The sequence below is a fragment of the Streptomyces boncukensis genome (assembly GCF_011045075.1).
GTDB classification, from domain to species: domain Bacteria; phylum Actinomycetota; class Actinomycetes; order Streptomycetales; family Streptomycetaceae; genus Streptomyces; species Streptomyces boncukensis.
This window is the reverse complement of the sequence record NZ_JAAKZZ010000118.1, coordinates 1-16,911: the sequence shown is the minus strand read 5'-3', so window position 1 is coordinate 16,911 and position 16,911 is coordinate 1. Positions and strand designations below refer to the sequence as shown.

Below are 16,911 nucleotides of genomic sequence, written 5' to 3'. Positions count from 1 at the left end.
TGGTGGGCCAGGGGGGCGTGCGGGTCGGCCGGGAGGCTCCAGGAGTGGTCCGGGTGCACGGTCGCCGCCGTCAGCCGGGGCACGGCGTGGATCAGCGCGTGCTCGGCGGCGACGGTGATCTCGTGCGCGCGGACCACCGTCAGCTCGGGCGCGACGACGATGTCCGCCTCGGCGCGCAGCGCGTGCCCGATCCACCGCATCCGCACCTGCCCGACACCGCGCACGCCCTCCGTGCCGCGCAGCGCGGCCTCGGCGGCGTCCACCAGCGCCGGGTCGACGGAGTCCATCAGCCGCCGGAACACCTCGCGGGCCGCGTCCCGCAGCACCAGCAGGATGGCGGCGGTGATGAGCAGGCCGACCACGGGGTCGGCCTGCGGCAGGCCGAGCGCGGCGCCGCCCGCGCCGAGCAGCACGGCCAGCGAGGTGAATCCGTCGGTGCGGGCGTGCAGTCCGTCGGCCACCAGCGCGGCGGAGCCGATCCGGCGGCCGGTGCGGATGCGGTACCGGGCCACCCACTCGTTCCCCGCGAAACCCACCAGCGCCGCCCCCGCCACGGCCCCCAGGTGGGTCAGCTCGCGCGGGTGCAGCAGCCGGTCGACGGCCTCGTAGGCGGCGAACGCGGCGGAGGCGGCGATCGTCAGCACGACCACCACGCCGGCGAGGTCCTCGGCACGCCCGTACCCGTATGTGTAGCGGCGGTTGGCGGCCCGGCGCCCCAGGACGAACGCGATGCCCAGCGGGACGGCGGTCAGCGCGTCGGCGGCGTTGTGGACGGTGTCGCCCAGCAGCGCCACGGAGCCCGACAGCGCCACGACGGCCGCCTGGGCCAGCGTGGTCGCCGCCAGGACCGCGAACGAGAGCCACAGCGTGCGCAGCCCCTCGCGCGAGGTCTCCAGCGCCGTGTCGGTCCGCTCCGCGCTCCCGTGGCCGTGCGGGGCGAGCAGATGTCCGATCCGGTGCCGCAGCCGGGCCCGCCGGGTGTGCGTCTTCCCCTCCATGGCACGCCACGGTGGCACAGGAACCGGATTGCGGCTACTGCCGTCCTACACCCTGTGACCAGGTGCGAAGCGCTTGCACGCGGGGGCGGGACGCGGTGCGGGCCACCACCTCGACGACGGAGAACGCCTCCGGGGCGCACGGCTGCGCCCCGGAGGGGCGCGGGGAACGGCGCGACCGGCCGCGGAGCACCCGCAGAACGCGACGCGACAGCAACTACCGGCCGGTGCCGAGGGCGCCGTGGGGAGACGGGGCGAAGAAGCGCGCGACGTCCGCCTCGGTGACCTCTTCCAGGGCCGCCGGGCGCCAGTGGGGCCTGCGGTCCTTGTCCACGACCTGGGCGCGGATGCCCTCGACGAGGTCGGGGGCGGTGAGGCACGCGCACGACACCCGGTACTCCTGCTCCAGCACCGGCTCCAGCGCGCCCAGCCGCCGGGCCCGGCGCAGCGCGGCGAGGGTGACCTTGAGTGACGTGGGCGAGCGGCTGAGCAGCGTCTCCGCGGCCTCCTTGGCCCCGTGGGAGCCGTCCGCGAGGAGGCGCGCGACGATCTCCTCGACGGTGTCCGCTGCGTAGCACGCGTCGATCCAGCCGCGCTCCTCCGCCAGCCGACCGCCGGACGGCGGGCCGGCGTGGCGGCCGACGGCCTCCTCCACGGACGTGTGCGCCAGGTCCCGCACCAGGTCGGGGAGGGCGGCGGAGGGGACGACATGGTCGGCCAGCCCGCAGTGGACGGCGTCAGCGGCGCCCAGCTCGGCGCCGGTGAGCGCCAGATGGGTGCCCAGCTCGCCGGGTGCGCGGGCGAGCAGATGGGTGCCGCCGACGTCGGGGACGAAGCCGATTCCCGTCTCGGGCATCGCCACCCGGGAGCGCTCGGTGACGACACGGACGTCACCGTGGGCCGAGACTCCGACCCCGCCGCCCATCACGATGCCGTCCATGACGGCGACATAGGGCTTCGGGTAGCGGGCGATGCGGGCGTTGAGCAGGTACTCGTCGCGCCAGAACGCCGCCGAAGCGGCGCCGCCGCCCGCGCGTACGTCGTCGTGCACGGCGCGGATGTCGCCGCCCGCGCACAGGCCGCGCTCCCCCGCGCCGGTGACGACCACGGCCGCCACCGCGGGGTCCCGCTCCCACGCACTGAGCGCCTCGTCGATACGCAGCACCATGGCATGGGTCAGCGCGTTGAGCGCGCGGGGCCGGTTGAGCGTGAGGCGTCCGACGCGCCCCTCGGTGGAGACCAGTACGGACGCTTCGGCAGTGCTGTCGTCGGTGCTGTCGTCGGTGCTCATGGGAACGCCTCCGTGCGGACGCGGGCTCGCGGAACGCTGCCGATCTTCTCAGGGGCGCGGTACGGGAGCGGAACCGGGCCCCGGCGCACCACCGTTCCCGGGGCTCAGGGAAACGTGACGGCCGGGTCCACCGGCAGCAGCATGGTCCAGCGCAGCGTCGCGTCGTCGAACGGGGCGCACGTCACGACCCGTACCGGGACGGGGTCCGGGGCGACGAGCGGAAAGTACACCGGCCGCGCCTCCTCGCGGCGCGCGCCGCGCTGCGCGCCGCCCGCGGGGCCGACCGCCGCGTCCCAGAGCGCCGGGACGCCGGGACGCCCGCGCACCGTGCGGACGACCTCGTCCAGGCGCCGGTTGTCCGGCCAGCGGTGCCAGGCCAGGCGCAGGGCGCGGAGCAGCGGGACGGACCACCGGGTCTCCCAGTCGCGCAGCTGGTAGCGGGCCTCCGGGGAGAACGCCCAGAGCATGACGTTCGCCCCGGGGTGTACCAGCCAGGGACAGTGCCGGGCTGCCACCGCGTTGACGTCGAGCACGTCCCACGCCTGGTCGCTGAGCCAGCTCGCGCAGCGCTGCTCGTGCATCAGCCGCACCAGCGAGGGGTCCGGCTGCCGTGCGGCGGCCGGACGCGGCGGGGGCTCCAGACCGGTGCCGCGGAAGAGCGCCGCCCGCTGCCCCGGGCTCAGCCGCAGGAGCCGGGCGACGCTGTCGATCATCTCGCGTCCGTAGCGCCGGTCCTCGCCCTTCTCCAGGGCCCGGTACCAGCGCTCGGAGACGCCGAGCAGCAGCGCCATGTCGAGCTGGGTGAGGTAGCTGCGGTGGCCGCGGGCCGCCGTGCGACCGGGTACCGCCGCGGGGTCCGCGGCGCGGCGCCAGGCGCGCAGCATCCGGCCGAGGTCCTCGCGTCGCACATCGCCCACGGGTAAAGACCTCGCAAAGTCGGGGTGACGGGATGGGGACGGGGTCCGGGGGACACGCCCGGCCGCTCGACACGGACGGGCCGGACGGGGGCGTGCGGGCAGCATCGCACGCCACACGAGAAAGCGGTACTCATGGCTTCCGGAAGTGAGCGGTTCCGATCTTCGCGGAGGCCGGGCGGTCAGGGTGAGACGCGCAGTGCCCAGACCTACGGAGAATGCCCCGATGAGCTACTTCCTGCCGGAGACCGACCCCGTACTGACCGCGGCACGCGGGCTGGCCCTCGCCCACCCCGGCGTGGTCGCGGTGCACACCGGTCCGCTGTTCCTGCGGGCGCGCGATCCGCACCCCGCCCGCCGCGTCGGCCTGGTCTCCGGAGGCGGCTCCGGGCACGAGCCGCTGCACACCGGCCTCCTCGGGCGCGGCGGCCTGGACGCGGTGTGCCCCGGAGAGATCTTCGCCTCCCCGCACAACGGGCAGATCTACGCCGCCGGCACGGCAGCGGCCAAGGACGGCGGCGTCCTGTTCATCGTCAAGAACTACACCGGCGACGTCATCAACTTCCAGATCGCGGCGGAGCGGCTGCGGCACGACGGCATCCCGGTCGCCAGCGTCCTGGTCGACGACGACCTGGCCACGGACGCCGAGGACAGCGCGACCGGACGCCGGGGCACCGCTGCGACAGTGGTGCTGGAGAAGCTGCTCGGCGCTGCCGCCGACCGGGGCGCGTCGCTGGAGGAGCTGGCGGAGCTGGGCACCCGGATCGTGGCCCGCTCGCGCAGCGTCGCCGTCGCGGCCCGCGCCCAGACCTCGCCCGCGACGGCGGCGCCCGCGTTCACCCTGGAGCCCGGCGTCCTGGACTACGGCGTCGGCATCCACGGCGAGCGCGGCACCCGCGCCCTCGCCCGCCCGGCGGCGGGCGACCTGGTGCGGCGGATGACGGACGACCTGCTCGACGCGCTGCCCGAGGGCCCGGACGACGTGCTCGCCGTCGTCAACGGCCTCGGCGGCACCACCGAGCTGGAGCTGCACGCTCTCGGCGCGCTGCTGTCCGGGGAGCTGGCGGCGCGCGGGCTGCGCCCGGCGCAGCTGGTGGTGGGGACCTTCACCGCGGCGCTGGACATGGCCGGGTTCTCGCTCACTCTCACCCGCCTGGAGGAGGGCTGGTCCGAGTTGTGGGCCGCGCCGACCGAGACCCCGCTGGTCCTGCCGCGCCCCGCATCCGGCGCGGCTGCGGAGTCCGGCGCGGCTCAGCAGTCCGGCACCGGCGCCGTGCCGCAGCGCGCCGCTCCCGCCCCGCAGGAGCCGACCGCCGCCGCGCCGCAGGGCACGGGCGGGCGCGCCGTACTCGACCGGTACGCGGAGATCGTCACCCAGGTCCGCGACAACCTCACCCAGCTCGACCAGCTCGTCGGCGACGGCGACTTCGGCGACAACCTCACCGGCGGCGTACGGCGCGCCGTGAAGCTGGCCGACGAGAGCGGCTCCGAGGGCCTCGCGGCCCTCGCCCAGGCGTTCCTCGACGACGTCGGGGGCACCAGCGGACCGCTCTTCGGCCTCCTCTTCCAGCACCTGGCCGCCGCCCCCGGCGCCGATGGCGGGGCCGAAGCGCAGGGTGCGCCCCCGCTCGCGGAGCTGGCCGGGGCCGCCGAGGCGGCGCATGCCGCCATCCACCGGGTCGGCGGGGCGCGTCCCGGCGACTGCACCCTGGTCGACGCGCTCGCGCCCGCCGCCGAGTCACTTGCCTCCTCGGCCGCGGAGGGGGCGGCCGAGGAGGCACCGCTGACCAGTGCGGCACAGGCGGCCATCCGGGGCGCCCTGGGGACGGCGTCCGTGCGGCCCCGCCGGGGCCGCGCCAGCTATGTGGGCGACCACGCGCTCGGCGTGCCGGACCCCGGCGCGCTCGCGGTCGCCCTGCTGTTCGCGGCCCTGGCCGATGTCCACGAGCCGGCGATGGCCGCCCGTCTGCCCGCGCCGGGCTACCTCACGGTGCGCTGACGGGGAGGGGCCGCCCCGTTCGGCACCTAGCGGAGTGCGGGCGCAATGGGGCATCCCCTGCCCGAGCGATGCCGAGGGCTCGGGGGAGGCCGGGCGCGCCGTTCCCCGCGTCCCTTCGGGCGCCACCGCTCGCGAGGGCGGGCCCGGTCCGGGGCGCGGGTCGGCCGACCGGGTCAGCCCCGGTCGCCGACGAGCTCGCGCTCTCCCTCGGGCTCCTCGCCGCCGCCGTCCTCCGCCGTCGCGGCCCGGGAGTTGGACGGCTCCGCGGCGAGCTTGGCGCCCTCGACGTCCACGTCCGGGAGTATTCGGTCGAGCCTGCGCGGCAGCCACCAGGCGGACCGGCCCAGCAGTTTCAGCACGGCGGGGACGATCGTCATACGGACCACGAAGGCGTCGAAGAGGACGGCGACCGCGAGCCCGAACCCGATCATCTTCACCATCGCCTCGCTGGAGCCGATGAACCCGGCGAACACGCTGATCATGATGACGGCGGCGGCCGTGACCACCCGGGCCCCATGGGCGAAGCCCGTCACCACCGCCTCGTCCGGGGACTCGCCGTGGACGTACGCCTCCCGCATCCGGGTCACCAGGAAGACCTCGTAGTCCATGGCCAGGCCGAAGACCACGCCGATCAGGAAGATCGGCATCATGCTCATGACGGGCCCGGTCTCCTCGACGCCGAACAGGCCGCCCAGCCATCCCCACTGGAAGACGGCCACCACGGCGCCGAGCGCGGCGACGACCGACAGCAGGAAGCCGAGCGCGGCCTTGAGCGGCACCAGGAGGGAGCGGAAGACGACGATCAGCAGCAGGAAGGCGAGGCCGACGACGAGGACGAGGTAGGGCAGCATCGCGTCGCTGAGCCTCTGCGAGACGTCGATGTTCAGCGCGGTCGTGCCGGTGACCAGGACCGTGGCCCCGGTGTCGGCCTTGATGCCGTCCGCGCGGTCCCGGATGTCGTGCACCAGGTCCTCGGTCGCGGTGTCGCTGGGGCCGGACTTCGGGATCACCGCGAGCACGGCGGTGTCGCCCGCTTCGTTGAAGGCCGGGGGGTTGACCGTGGCCGCGTCCTTGAGGCCCTTGACCTCGTCGGCCACCTGGCGCGCCGCGGCCTCGGGGCTGTCGCTGCCCCGGGCGTCGACGGCGAGGGTGAGAGGGCCGTTGGCGCCCTTGCCGAACGACTCGGCGAGCATGTCGTACGCCTTGCGCTGTGTGGTGTCGGTGGGCTGGCTGCCGTCGTCGGGCAGGCCCAGCTCCATGCTGGAGGCGGGCAGGGCCACGGCACCCAGGCCGACCACGGCGGTCAGCAGGACGGCGACCGGGCGGCGCAGTACGAAACGTGCCCAGCGGGTGCCCAGCGCCGGCTTGCCGCCCCCGCCCGCCGCGCCCGGGTCCGCGCCGGAGGCGTTCCGGACCCGGGCGCGCTCCTTGCGGCTGAGCGCCCGGTCGCCCGCGAAACCGAGCAGGGCGGGTATGAGGGTGGTCGCGATCAGGACGGCGATGGCGACGGCGCCCGCCGCGGCCAGCCCCATCTTGGTGAGGATCGGGATGTTGACCACCGACAGCCCCGCGAGGGCGATCAGGACCGTCAGCCCCGCGAAGATCACCGCCGAGCCGGCCGTGCCGTTGGCGCGGCCCACCGCCTCCAGCGGCGCGCGGCCCTCCGCGCGTTCGGCCCGGTAGCGGGAGACGATGAACAGCGCGTAGTCGATGCCGACGGCGAGGCCGAGCATCATCGCCAGGGTGGGGGTGGTGCTGTTGAGATCCAGCGGCACGGACAGCGCGGTGATGGCCGCGACGCTGATGCCGACGCCGATCAGGGCGGTCAGCAGCGGCAGCCCGGCCGCCACCAGTGAGCCGAAGGTCATCAGCAGCACCACGGCGGCGATCCCGACGCCGATGATCTCGGTGGCCCCGGTCTCCGGCGCCTCCTGGAGCGCATCACCGCCGATCTCGACCGTCAGTCCGGCCTCTCTGCCGTCCTCGGCCGCCTGCTGGAGCCCGTCCCGGTCCGCGTGCTCCAGCTCGAAGGACTTGACCTTGTAGGAGACCTGGGTGAACGCGGTCGAGCCGTCCTTGCTGACGGCGCCGGACTCGTACGGGTCGGTGACGGCCGCGACCTCGTCCGAGCTGGCCTTCAGATCCCCGACGACGCGCTCGACCTCCGCCTTCTGCGCGGCGCCGGTGACCTTCTCCCCGTCGGGCGCGCGGAGGACGACACGAGCGGTGGCGCCGTCCGCGTGCATCGTCGGGACGCGCTCGTCCAGAAGGTCGAACGCCTTCTGTGCCTCGGTGCCGGGGATGGTGATGGTGGACGAGCCGGTGCCGGCGCCCGCGGCGCCCGCTCCGGCCAGGCCGAGCAGCACCACCCACAGCAGCAGGACGAGCCGGCGTCGGCGGAAGGCCGACCGGCCGACTCGGGCGAGGAATGTGGCCATGACGGGGGTCTCCCTGGGTGTTCGGTGATGAGAGAGGGGCGGAAAATCATGGAAAATCGCGGAAGAGACCGAAAAAATGGCGTAGTCGGCCTGCCCGATGGCGCGGGCGCCATCGGGCAGGGGCTGGGCGGCGGTGAGGCTGGGGGGTGCGGTCAGCCGGTCAGCAGGGCGGGGAGGACCACGGCGTCCACATATCTCTCCAGATAGGCGGGGTCCGCCTCCCGGCCGTCTATGATCTTCTGGGCCACCATCGCCCCGAGCATGAGGTGGGGGACGAACTCCAGCGCCGGGTTGCCCTCGGCGACCTCGCCGCGCACCACCGCGCGCCGCAGCAAGCCGTCGAGGGACTGGAGCTCCGGCTCGATCAGCACCGCGCGGACCGTCCGCTCCAGCTCCGTATCGCGCTGCATCGCATGGCCGAGACCGCTCAGCAGCTCGGTGTCCCGGTCGACGTCGCAGCCGACGCGCCGCCGCATCTCGTGCAGGTCCCCGGCGAGCGTCCCGGTGTCGATGTCGGCGAGCGTCACCCGCTGGTCGGCCCGCAGCGCGCAGGCGACCAGGTTCGGCTTGTTCTCCCACTGCCGGTAGAGCGTCGCCTTGCTGGACTTGGTGCGGGACGCGACCGCGTCCATCGTCAGCGCCTCGTAGCCGTCCTCCCGGACGAGGTCGAGCACGGCGCCGTAGATCTCCCGCTCCCGCTCGGGCGTGAGCCTGCTCCGGCGCTGCGCGGCCGCGGGAGCCGGGGAGGCGGACCGTGCAGCCATGGGCTCTCCTGTCACATGCAGTGAACGAAACTGTCTCGTACACGTCGACAGTAGCCCCCGCCCCATCGAAACGCAAGCGTATCGAAACGGATTGGTTTCCCATGGCGCCGGGCGAGCGGTCCCCACGGCACGACGTCCAGCACGTCACGCACCGCGCGCCGCGGCGTGAGACGCGGCTGCACCCGGCCGGTCCGTGACGGATCGGCCCGGGCTCCCGATACTTGGCCGCAGCCGCACTCGCCCCCCAGGGCTCAGGAGGTAGCAATGAAAATGCTCATCAACGTCCCCGAGAGCGTCGTCCCCGACGCACTGCGCGGCATGGCCGCCGCCCATCCGGAGCTGGCCGTGGACCCCGACAGCCGGCTGGTGGTGCGCGGGGACGCGCCCGTCGCGGGGAAGGTGGCGCTCGTTTCGGGGGGCGGCTCCGGGCACGAGCCGCTGCACGGCGGGTTCGTGGGCCGCGGGATGCTGGACGCCGCGTGTCCCGGGGAGATCTTCACCTCCCCGGTGCCGGACCAGATGGCGCGGGCCGCGGCGGCCGTGGACAGCGGGGAGGGCGTGCTGTTCGTCGTCAAGAACTACACGGGCGACGTGCTGAACTTCGACATGGCCGCCGAGCTCGCCGAGGACGAGGGCCTGCGCGTCGCCAAGGTGCTGGTGCAGGACGACGTGGCGGTGACCGACAGCACCTTCACGGCAGGCCGCCGGGGGACCGGCGCGACGCTCTTCGTGGAGAAGATCGCGGGTGCGCTGGCCGAGGAGGGCGCCCCGCTGGAGCGCGTGGAGGCGGTGGCGCGGCAGGTCTCCGAGGCGTCCCGCAGCTTCGGGGCTGCCCTCAGCCCGTGCACGACGCCGGCCAAGGGCAGCCCCACGTTCGACCTCCCGGCCGGGGAGCTGGAGCTGGGGATCGGGATCCACGGGGAGCCGGGGCGCGAGCGGCGGCCGATGATGACGTCCGGGGAGATCGCGGACTTCGCGGTGGACGCGGTGCTGGAGGACCTGCGTCCGGACGCGCCGGTGCTCGCGCTGGTGAACGGCATGGGGGCGACGCCGCTGATCGAGCTGTACGGCTTCTGCGCCGAGGTGCACCGGGTGCTCGCCGAGCGCCGGGTGCCGGTGGCCCGTACCCTCGTCGGGAACTATGTGACCTCGCTCGACATGGCGGGGGCCTCCGTGACGCTGTGCCAGGCCGACGAGGAGCTGCTGCGGCTGTGGGACGCGCCGGTGGCGACCCCGGGTCTGCGGTGGGGTCTGTGAGACAGGAGGACAGGGCTGTGGTGGACGGTGAGGCGCTGGACGCCGGGTTCTTCAGCCGCTGGATGCTGGCCGCCGCCGAGGACGTGGAGCGGGAGGCCGACCGGCTCACCGAGCTGGACGCGGCCATCGGCGACGCGGACCACGGCGGCAATATGCGGCGCGGCTTCGAAGCGGTGCGCACGGCGCTGCGGACGGACGCCGACGGGGCGGGCCCTGGCACGCCCGGCGCGGTGCTGATGCTCGCCGGGCGGACGCTGGTGTCGACCGTCGGCGGCGCCTCGGGGCCGCTGTACGGCACGCTGCTGCGCCGCGCGGGCAAGGCCCTGGGCGACGCGGAGACGGTGGACGTGGCCGGGCTGGCGGCGGCGCTGCGCACCGGAGTGGACGCGGTGGCGCAGCTCGGCGGCGCGGCCGTGGGCGACAAGACGATGCTGGACGCACTCATCCCCGCGGTGGACGCGCTGCCCCGGGGATTCGCCGCCGCGACCGCCGCGGCGGAGGAGGGCGCCAAGGCGACCGTGCCGCTCCAGGCGCGCAAGGGCCGCGCCAGCTATCTGGGTGAGCGCAGCATCGGCCACCAGGACCCGGGCGCGACGTCCTCCGCGCTGCTGGTCGGCGCGCTCGCGCGCGGCGGAGGTGCGTGAGATGGGCCGCGTGGGGGTCGTCCTGGTCTCGCACAGCGCCCAGGTGGCGGACTCGGTGGCCGCGCTCGCGGCCTCGCTCGCGGGCGTCCCCGACGCGCCGGTCACCGGCGCGGGCGGACTCCCGGACGGCGGGCTCGGAACCAGCGCCGAGCTGGTCACCGAGGCCGCGGCGCGGGTGGACGACGGGGCGGGCGTGGCGGTGCTCGTGGACCTGGGCAGCGCGGTGCTGACGGTGAAGGCGCTGCTCGCCGAGGGGGACGAGCTCCCCGAGCCCGCGCGCCTGGTGGACGCGCCGCTGGTCGAGGGCGCGGTCGCGGCCGTCGTCGCGGCGGCGGGCGGCGCCGATGTGGAGGCGGTCGCCGCGGCGGCCGGGGAGGCGTACGACTACCGCAAGGTGTGAGCCTCAGCGGATTCCGCCGGGCCGGAGCTGCCCCGCGCGGTGCGCGGCGGACCGCAGCGCACCCGCGGGCCGCAGCACGCCCGCGGACCGCGACGCACCGCGAGGGGCAGCCCGGACCGGACGCCGTGCGGACGAGCGGGGCTCAGACCTCCCCCTCGCCCCCGGACGAGAACCACACGGGGCCCTCCTGGGCGGCCTGCTTGATCCGCAGCAACGAGTAGTCCGTGAGCGGCGGCAGCGCGTCCAGCTCGTACCAGCCGACCTCCAGCGACTCCTCGTCGTTCACCCGCGCCTCGCGCGCGGCCTCCCCCGTCGCACGGCAGCGGAAGGTCATGTCCACGAACTGGCAGACGTCCCTGTTCGGATAGACCACCGGCTGCTCCATGGTCTGCACGAGCGCCAGCCGCTCGGCCACGCAGCGCACCGCGGTCTCCTCCCGCACCTCGCGCACCGCGCAGTCGGCGGGCTGCTCGCCGGGCTCCACGATGCCGCCGATGACCGCCCACTGGCCGGTGTCCGCCCGCCGTCCCAGCAGGACGCGGCCCGCGTCGTCGAAGACGATCGCGGTGACGCCGGGGAGGAAGAGCAGCTGGTGTCCCGCGCTGGCGCGCAGGTCGCGGATGAAGTCGGGGGTCGCCATGCGCCCGACCCTACGCCGACGCCGCGCCTCAGCCCTTGTCGAAGGCGTCCGGGTCGCGCTCCCGCAGCAGGTACAGGGCCACGCCGCAGCCGATGACGACCACCCCGCACAGCGAGCTGACCACGATTTGCAGCGGCCCGTCGGCCACGGCGAAGTTCCCGATCACATTGCCGAGCACCGCGGCGGCGAGCAGCAGCCAGAGCAGGGTCTTCACGGACGATTTCCTCCCTCGTCGCCGGCTGGCCGGTCCGCCGGAACGCACTCCAGTCTGCCGTCCGCTGACCGCGCGGTCAGCGGTGCGGACCCCCCTGCCGGGAGTGGAGCAGGCTACACCGACAGGTCCGGATCAGCGCCGTAGGGTGACGGCCATGCGCCGAGCCCTCCGCCGTGCGGACCGCGCCCTGTTCCACCTGCTGACGGGGGCGGGTCTGAGCATCGTCTGCTCTCTCGCCCTGGGGCTGGTCCTGGTCGCCCTCGCCTGCTGCCTGCTGGTGGTCGGCGCCGGGATGCTGCCCGAGGCGGCCCGCACCGTCCGCTCCCTCACCGGTGCCGAACGGCGCCGCACGGAGGGCTGGTCGGGGCAGCCCGTACCGGCCCGCTACCTGCCGCTCGACGAGGGCCCGCTGCGAGCCCGGGTGCGGAACGCCGTGCGGGACCCGGGCACCTACCGCGACCTGCTGTGGCTGGTGGCCCACCTGGGATGCGGGCTGGTGCTGTTCTACGCCGCGATGGCGCTGTTCCCGCTGGCGCTGCTGGTGGACGGAGTGTGGTGCGGGCTGGCCCGCCGCCGCCCCGTGCTGCTGCCGCTGCTCCCCGGGCTGGCCGGGGCGCAGGCCCGGCTCTCCCGCACGCTGCTCAGCCCCTCCCCCCGCGCCACGCTGCTGTCCGAGCGCGTGGAGGAGCTGACCGCGACCCGGGCCGGCGCGCTCGTCGCACACGGCGCCGAACTGCGCCGTATCGAGCGGGATCTGCACGACGGCACGCAGGCCCGCCTGGTCGCGCTCGCCATGCGGATCGGGCTGGCGCGGCGCGCCTGCGACCGGGATCCGGAGGCCGTCCGCACGCTCCTGGACGACGCACAGGACCAGGCCGAGGAGGCGCTCGCCGACCTGCGGCACGTGGTGCGCGGCATCCATCCGCCGGTGCTCACCGACCGCGGGCTGGTGGGCGCCGTGCGGGCGCTGGCGGCCGGCAGCGGACTGGAGGTGAGCGTACGGGCCGCGGGCCCGCAGGACGGCCCGGAGGACGACGGGACGCGCGCCCCGGCCGCCGTGGAGGCGGCGGCGTACTTCGTGGTCGCCGAGGCGCTGTCCAACGCGGCTCGGCACAGCGGGGCGCGGCGCGCGTCCGTCGAACTGGCCCGCACACCGCGCCTGCTGCGGGTCCGCGTCCGGGACGAGGGCCGCGGCGGCGCCGACGAGAACGGGGGCACGGGGCTGCTGGGCATCCGGCGCAGGGTGGCGGCGCTGGACGGTACCGTCGCCCTGTCCAGCCCCGCGGGAGGGCCGACAGCCTTGGAAGTGGAGCTGCCGTGCGTGTGGTGATCGCCGAGGACAACGTCCTCCTGCGGGAGGGCCTGGTGCTGCTGCTGACCTCGGCCGGGCACGAGGTGGCGGGCGTCGCGGCCACCGGACCCGAGGTGCTGCCCCTGCTGCTGGCGGAGCGGCCCGACGTGGCGGTGCTCGACGTGCGGCTGCCGCCGGGGCTGCGCGACGAGGGGCTCCGGGCGGCGCTCGCGGCCCGTGAGCAGCGGCCGGGCCTGCCGGTGCTGGTGCTGTCGCAGTACGTGGAGGAGACGTACGCCGCCGAGCTGCTGGGCGGCGGCGCGCACGGGGTGGGCTACCTCCTCAAGGACCGGGTGGGCCGGGTGGATGCGTTCCTGGACGCGCTGGAGCGGGTGGCGTCCGGCGGCACCGCCCTCGACCCGGAGGTGGTCACCGAGCTGATGTCGCGCGGCCGGGAGGGCGACCCGCTGGACACCTTGACGCCCCGCGAGGCGGAGGTGCTCCGGCTGATGGCCGAGGGCCGCGACAACGCCACCATCGCCGCCACGCTCGTGGTCACCGAGCGGGCGGTGCACAAGCACATCGGCAGCGTCTTCGCCAAGCTGGGCCTGCCGCCGAGTGACAGCGGGCACCGCCGGGTGCTGGCCGTGCTCACCTACCTCGATGCGCTGCCCGGGGCAGCTTAGGCGGGGGATGCTCCGGAGCACGCCGGAAATGCCTGGTCAGGCGCCGTTCGCCGACAGGCGGGAGCGGATCGCGCGTACGGCCGACTCCGCGTCGTCGACCGTGACCGTGAAGAAGCGGCCGTCGCCCAGCCGCAGCACCACGCCCTCGCCGCGCCGGACCACGACCGCGGTGCCCTTCTCCGGGCGCCAGCGGTAGCCCCAGCCGCCCCAGTGCCGGGGGGTGACGGTCGGGGCGTGGTCGGCCTCGACCACGTCGCGCAGCGGGATACGGCGGCGGGGCAGCCCGACGTGGCCGCAGCGCACTTCCAGCGCGTCGTCGTTGACCTTCACCTTGACCTTGACGAAGGCGAGGGTTCCAAAGAGGATCAGCAGCCCGGCGGCGAGCAGCCCGACGACGGACATGACCAGCGCCGCCAGCCCGCCGGACCAGGCGACGTCGACAGCGAGCTCGATACCGAGCGCGAGGCAGGCGGCACCGAGCGCTGCCAGCACCCACTGGAAGCGGTTGGTGGCGTGGCCGGTCCACTGCTCGGGCGCGTCGGAGCCAGGGGGCACGGCGTCCCGCGGCTGATCCCTCATGCTTCGAAGGGTACTCCGTCGAAGGGCGCCGGGCAGCCCGTGTCCCTCGCTTCCGGACAGCGGGCGCCCGCCCGCCCAGGACTCAGCAGGAGGAGCCCGCGGCGACCCCCGCGGAGGCCAGCAGGCGCCCCTCCGCATAGCGGAGCGCGGCGGGCGGCAGCTCGGCGGTCCGGCCGCTGTGCAGCACGGTCAGCCCGCCGGTGGGCTCCGCGTCGGGCGCGGGTTCCGCGCCGATGCGGCGCAGCACCTGCGCCGCGATGGCGCCGGCCGACCCGTAGAGCGCCGGCGGGGTGCCGCCGGCGCAGGTCACCGCGTTCCGGATGCGGGTGCCGACCAGTTCGAAGTGGGTGCAGCCGAGCACCACGTCGCTCACCCCGCGCGGCGTGAGCGCGGCCGCGGCGTCGACGGCGCGGCCGATCAGCTCCTCGTCCCCGCTCTCGACGGCCTCGGCGAGCCCGTGGCAGGGCACCTCGGCGACCTCGGCGCCGTTGCCGAACTCCGCGATCAGACCGCGCTGGTAGGGGCTCCCGGTGGTCGCGGGGGTCGCCCACACCGCGACCGTGCCGCCGGACGCCGCGGCGGAGGCCGCCGCCGGTTTCAGCGCCGGGACGGTGCCGATCACCGGCAGTGCGGGCTCCAGCGCGCCGCGCACCAGCGTCAGCCCGTGCACGGAGGCGGTGTTGCAGGCGATGACCAGCGCGTCGGGCCCGTACCCGGCCGCCGCCCGGGAGCAGGCCAGCGCGCGGGCCGCGATGTCCTCGGGCTCCCGGGGCCCGTACGGCATGCCGTCGGGGTCGGAGGAGAGCACCAGGTCGGCGTCGGGCCGGGCGCGCCGTACCGCTGCGGCGGGGGCCAGCAGTCCGATACCGGAGTCCATCAGCGCGATCTTCATGAGCAGCAACTGTAATCGATCGGCCTTCCGGGGCCCGGTGCGGCAGACTGCCGCCGATGACCGTACTCATGTGGATCTCCGTGCTCGCCCTCGCCGCCTGGCTCTGGCTGCTGCTCGGGCAGGGCTTCTTCTGGCGGACAGACGTGCGACTGCCGTCGGGGGGTGCGCCGCCCGAGGGCGGCTGGCCCCCGGTGACCGTGGTGGTGCCCGCGCGGGACGAGGCGGAGGTGCTGCCGGACAGCCTGCCCACCCTGCTGGCGCAGGACTATCCGGGCCCGGCGCGGGTGCTGCTGGTCGACGACGGTTCCACGGACGGCACGGCCGAGGTGGCGCGGAAGCTGGCGGACGAGGTGCCCGGCGGCCTGCCCCTGTCGGTGCACTCCCCGGGCGCTCCGCAGCCGGGCTGGACGGGCAAGCTGTGGGCCGTCCGGCACGGCATGCGGCTGGCCCGTACCGAGCCCGCGGGCCCGGACCCGGAGTACCTGCTGCTGACGGACGCGGACATCGCACACGCGCCCGACTCGCTGCGGCGGCTGGTGGGCGCGGCGCGGTCGGCGCGGCTCGACCTGGTCTCGCAGATGGCGCGGCTGCGGGTGGTGACCGGCTGGGAGCGGCTGATCGTCCCGGCGTTCGTCTACTTCTTCGCGCAGCTCTACCCGTTCCGCTGGATCAACCGCCCGGCCGGGCGCACCGCGGCGGCGGCGGGCGGCTGCGTGCTGCTGCGCGCCCAGGCGGCCGCCCGCGCCGGACTGCCGGACAGCATCCGGGGCGCCGTGATCGACGACGTGACGCTGGGGCGTACGGTCAAGCGGTCCGGCGGGCGGATCTGGCTGGGGCTGGCCGACGGGGTGGCGAGCGTCCGCCCGTACAGCGGACTGCGCCCGCTGTGGCGGATGGTGTCGCGCAGCGCCTACGCGCAGCTGCGCAACAACCCGCTGGTGCTGCTGGGCACGGTGGCCGGGCTGGCGCTGGTCTATCTCGCGCCGCCGGTGACGGCGGCCCTGGGCTCCCCGGTGGGCGGCGCGGCATGGGCGGTGATGACGCTGACGTACGTGCCCATGCTGCGCTACTACCGCCAGCCGCTGTGGCTGGCGCCGCTGCTGCCGGTCACCGCCGCGCTCTATCTGGCGATGACCGTCGACTCGGCCGTGCAGCACTACCGGGGCCGGGGTGCGGCCTGGAAGGGCCGCACCTACTCCTGAGGGACCGGGTCACTTGCGGCCCGGGGTCCACTGCATGCCCCAGCCGTACTCCTGGTCGACGGTGCGCTGCGGGCTGACGCCGCGTCCGGGCACCAGGTAGCGGGCCTCGCGGCGCACCATCAGCTCGCCGCCCTCGTTGGTGATGAGCGCGAGGGCGCACACGGTGGAGGGCACGGTGCACTCGTCGAGGGAGAAGTCGACGGGAGCGCCGTTCTGCGGAGTGAGGGTGACGGTGGCGTGCAGCCCGGCGAAGGAGCGGGCGCCCTCGTAGATGGTGACGAAGATCAGGATGCGGCGCAGGTCCCCGATGCGGTCGAGGTTGATGGTCAGGTTCTCGCCCGTCTCGACGGCGCCGGTGCGGTCGTCGCCGTCGAGGTGGATGTAGGGCGGCCGGTCCAGCGCGCCGAAGGAGTTGCCCAGGGCCTGGACGACGCCCTTGCGGCCGTCGCTGAGCTCGAAGAGGGCGCACAGGTCGAGGTCGGGCCCGGCGAGCGCGCCCATCGCCCGGCTCAGCTTCCCCGCCAGGCCCTTCTTCTGCTGCTGGCCCTGCGTCGTCCAGTTGAGGTTCACCCGCATGGTGCCGGAGGTGCCGCCCTGCTTGGTGAGCGAGACGGACGGCGTGTCCTTGGTGAGCGTCACCTTGGTCAGCCGTACCGGCTGCGCCGGGGCCGCGGGAGGTGCGGGCGGCGGCGCGGGGGACGGTGC

The 16,911-nt window shown here is 75.2% G+C and carries 17 protein-coding genes; 7 read left to right on the top strand and 10 right to left on the bottom strand.

Annotated elements, in window-relative coordinates; translation table 11 throughout:
- From G5C65_RS14150 to G5C65_RS14140, 3 genes are all read right to left on the bottom strand, one after another.
- Positions 1 to 998, bottom strand: a 998-nt coding sequence (locus G5C65_RS14150; RefSeq protein ID WP_165299162.1) for a cation diffusion facilitator family transporter, incomplete at its 3' end; no start/stop codon positions are given.
- Positions 999 to 1,212: 214 nt separating this feature from the next.
- A complete protein-coding gene (locus G5C65_RS14145; protein WP_165299161.1) occupies positions 1,213 to 2,286 on the bottom strand; it encodes an enoyl-CoA hydratase/isomerase family protein in 1,074 nt (357 codons plus the stop codon).
- A gap of 104 nt (positions 2,287 to 2,390) precedes the next feature.
- Positions 2,391 to 3,203 carry an MmyB family transcriptional regulator gene (locus G5C65_RS14140; protein WP_165299160.1) on the bottom strand — a complete coding sequence of 271 codons (813 nt, stop codon included), beginning with the start codon at positions 3,201 to 3,203 and terminating at the stop codon, positions 2,391 to 2,393.
- A gap of 223 nt (positions 3,204 to 3,426) precedes the next feature.
- Between G5C65_RS14140 and G5C65_RS14135 the strand changes: the two genes are divergently transcribed.
- Positions 3,427 to 5,199: a dihydroxyacetone kinase family protein gene (locus G5C65_RS14135; protein ID WP_165299159.1), complete on the top strand. Its 1,773-nt coding sequence runs from the start codon at positions 3,427 to 3,429 to the stop codon at positions 5,197 to 5,199.
- A 173-nt stretch (positions 5,200 to 5,372) separates the two neighbouring features.
- Here G5C65_RS14135 and G5C65_RS14130 read toward each other — a convergent pair whose 3' ends face one another.
- Complete coding sequence (locus G5C65_RS14130; RefSeq protein ID WP_165299158.1) at positions 5,373 to 7,637, bottom strand: MMPL family transporter; 2,265 nt, start codon at positions 7,635 to 7,637, stop codon at positions 5,373 to 5,375.
- A 152-nt stretch (positions 7,638 to 7,789) separates the two neighbouring features.
- The gene (locus G5C65_RS14125) at positions 7,790 to 8,401 is read right to left on the bottom strand and encodes a TetR/AcrR family transcriptional regulator (RefSeq protein ID WP_165299157.1); all 612 of its coding nucleotides are present in this window, start codon (positions 8,399 to 8,401) and stop codon (positions 7,790 to 7,792) included.
- Positions 8,402 to 8,665: 264 nt separating this feature from the next.
- Here G5C65_RS14125 and dhaK point away from each other — a divergent pair, with 264 nt between their 5' ends.
- The 3 genes from dhaK to G5C65_RS14110 all read left to right on the top strand — a co-directional run bounded on the left by dhaK (position 8,666) and on the right by G5C65_RS14110 (position 10,702).
- On the top strand, positions 8,666 to 9,658 hold the full coding sequence (dhaK, locus tag G5C65_RS14120; protein WP_165299156.1) for a dihydroxyacetone kinase subunit DhaK: 993 nt from the start codon (positions 8,666 to 8,668) through the stop codon (positions 9,656 to 9,658).
- Between the two features lie 62 nt (positions 9,659 to 9,720).
- Entirely contained in the window at positions 9,721 to 10,302 is a 582-nt protein-coding gene (gene dhaL, locus G5C65_RS14115; RefSeq protein ID WP_165299163.1) for a dihydroxyacetone kinase subunit DhaL, read from the top strand.
- A 1-nt stretch (position 10,303) separates the two neighbouring features.
- Entirely contained in the window at positions 10,304 to 10,702 is a 399-nt protein-coding gene (locus G5C65_RS14110; protein ID WP_165299155.1) for a PTS-dependent dihydroxyacetone kinase phosphotransferase subunit DhaM, read from the top strand.
- 142 nt (positions 10,703 to 10,844) lie between these two features.
- Here G5C65_RS14110 and G5C65_RS14105 read toward each other — a convergent pair whose 3' ends face one another.
- Both G5C65_RS14105 and G5C65_RS14100 read right to left on the bottom strand, forming a co-directional pair.
- Complete coding sequence (locus G5C65_RS14105; protein WP_165299154.1) at positions 10,845 to 11,342, bottom strand: NUDIX hydrolase; 498 nt, start codon at positions 11,340 to 11,342, stop codon at positions 10,845 to 10,847.
- 28 nt (positions 11,343 to 11,370) lie between these two features.
- Positions 11,371 to 11,556: a hypothetical protein gene (locus tag G5C65_RS14100; RefSeq protein WP_165299148.1), complete on the bottom strand. Its 186-nt coding sequence runs from the start codon at positions 11,554 to 11,556 to the stop codon at positions 11,371 to 11,373.
- A gap of 154 nt (positions 11,557 to 11,710) precedes the next feature.
- Here G5C65_RS14100 and G5C65_RS14095 point away from each other — a divergent pair, with 154 nt between their 5' ends.
- Entirely contained in the window at positions 11,711 to 12,886 is a 1,176-nt protein-coding gene (locus tag G5C65_RS14095) for a sensor histidine kinase (RefSeq protein WP_165299153.1), read from the top strand.
- Positions 12,874 to 13,533: a response regulator gene (locus tag G5C65_RS14090; protein WP_165299152.1), complete on the top strand. Its 660-nt coding sequence runs from the start codon at positions 12,874 to 12,876 to the stop codon at positions 13,531 to 13,533. Before G5C65_RS14095 ends, G5C65_RS14090 begins: the two co-directional genes overlap by 13 nt.
- A 36-nt stretch (positions 13,534 to 13,569) precedes the next feature.
- Here G5C65_RS14090 and G5C65_RS14085 read toward each other — a convergent pair whose 3' ends face one another.
- Together G5C65_RS14085 and G5C65_RS14080 are read right to left on the bottom strand one after the other, a co-directional pair.
- Entirely contained in the window at positions 13,570 to 14,112 is a 543-nt protein-coding gene (locus tag G5C65_RS14085) for a hypothetical protein (protein WP_165299151.1), read from the bottom strand.
- Positions 14,113 to 14,194: 82 nt separating this feature from the next.
- The gene (locus G5C65_RS14080) at positions 14,195 to 15,004 is read right to left on the bottom strand and encodes a glutamate racemase (RefSeq protein WP_165299150.1); all 810 of its coding nucleotides are present in this window, start codon (positions 15,002 to 15,004) and stop codon (positions 14,195 to 14,197) included.
- Positions 15,005 to 15,060: 56 nt separating this feature from the next.
- On the opposite strand from G5C65_RS14080, the gene G5C65_RS14075 reads away from it, so the two are divergent.
- Positions 15,061 to 16,206: a glycosyltransferase gene (locus G5C65_RS14075; RefSeq protein WP_165299149.1), complete on the top strand. Its 1,146-nt coding sequence runs from the start codon at positions 15,061 to 15,063 to the stop codon at positions 16,204 to 16,206.
- Positions 16,207 to 16,215: 9 nt separating this feature from the next.
- Here G5C65_RS14075 and G5C65_RS14070 read toward each other — a convergent pair.
- Positions 16,216 to 16,911: TerD family protein (locus tag G5C65_RS14070; RefSeq protein WP_420903313.1), on the bottom strand; the 696-nt coding region annotated here is incomplete at its 5' end.

Bases quoted from the DNA above. Each gene is read 5' to 3' on its own strand.
- G5C65_RS14135 (WP_165299159.1), top strand. From the start codon at position 3,427: ATGAGCTACTTCCTGCCGGAGACCGACCCCGTACTGACCGCGGCACGC.
- G5C65_RS14105 (WP_165299154.1), bottom strand. From the start codon at position 11,342: ATGGCGACCCCCGACTTCATCCGCGACCTGCGCGCCAGCGCGGGACAC.
- G5C65_RS14130 (WP_165299158.1), bottom strand. From the start codon at position 7,637: ATGGCCACATTCCTCGCCCGAGTCGGCCGGTCGGCCTTCCGCCGACGC.
- dhaK (WP_165299156.1), top strand. From the start codon at position 8,666: ATGAAAATGCTCATCAACGTCCCCGAGAGCGTCGTCCCCGACGCACTG.
- G5C65_RS14125 (WP_165299157.1), bottom strand. From the start codon at position 8,401: ATGGCTGCACGGTCCGCCTCCCCGGCTCCCGCGGCCGCGCAGCGCCGG.
- G5C65_RS14145 (WP_165299161.1), bottom strand. From the start codon at position 2,286: ATGAGCACCGACGACAGCACCGACGACAGCACTGCCGAAGCGTCCGTA.
- G5C65_RS14075 (WP_165299149.1), top strand. From the start codon at position 15,061: ATGACCGTACTCATGTGGATCTCCGTGCTCGCCCTCGCCGCCTGGCTC.
- G5C65_RS14095 (WP_165299153.1), top strand. From the start codon at position 11,711: ATGCGCCGAGCCCTCCGCCGTGCGGACCGCGCCCTGTTCCACCTGCTG.
- dhaL (WP_165299163.1), top strand. From the start codon at position 9,721: ATGCTGGCCGCCGCCGAGGACGTGGAGCGGGAGGCCGACCGGCTCACC.
- G5C65_RS14085 (WP_165299151.1), bottom strand. From the start codon at position 14,112: ATGAGGGATCAGCCGCGGGACGCCGTGCCCCCTGGCTCCGACGCGCCC.
- G5C65_RS14110 (WP_165299155.1), top strand. From the start codon at position 10,304: ATGGGCCGCGTGGGGGTCGTCCTGGTCTCGCACAGCGCCCAGGTGGCG.
- G5C65_RS14080 (WP_165299150.1), bottom strand. From the start codon at position 15,004: ATGAAGATCGCGCTGATGGACTCCGGTATCGGACTGCTGGCCCCCGCC.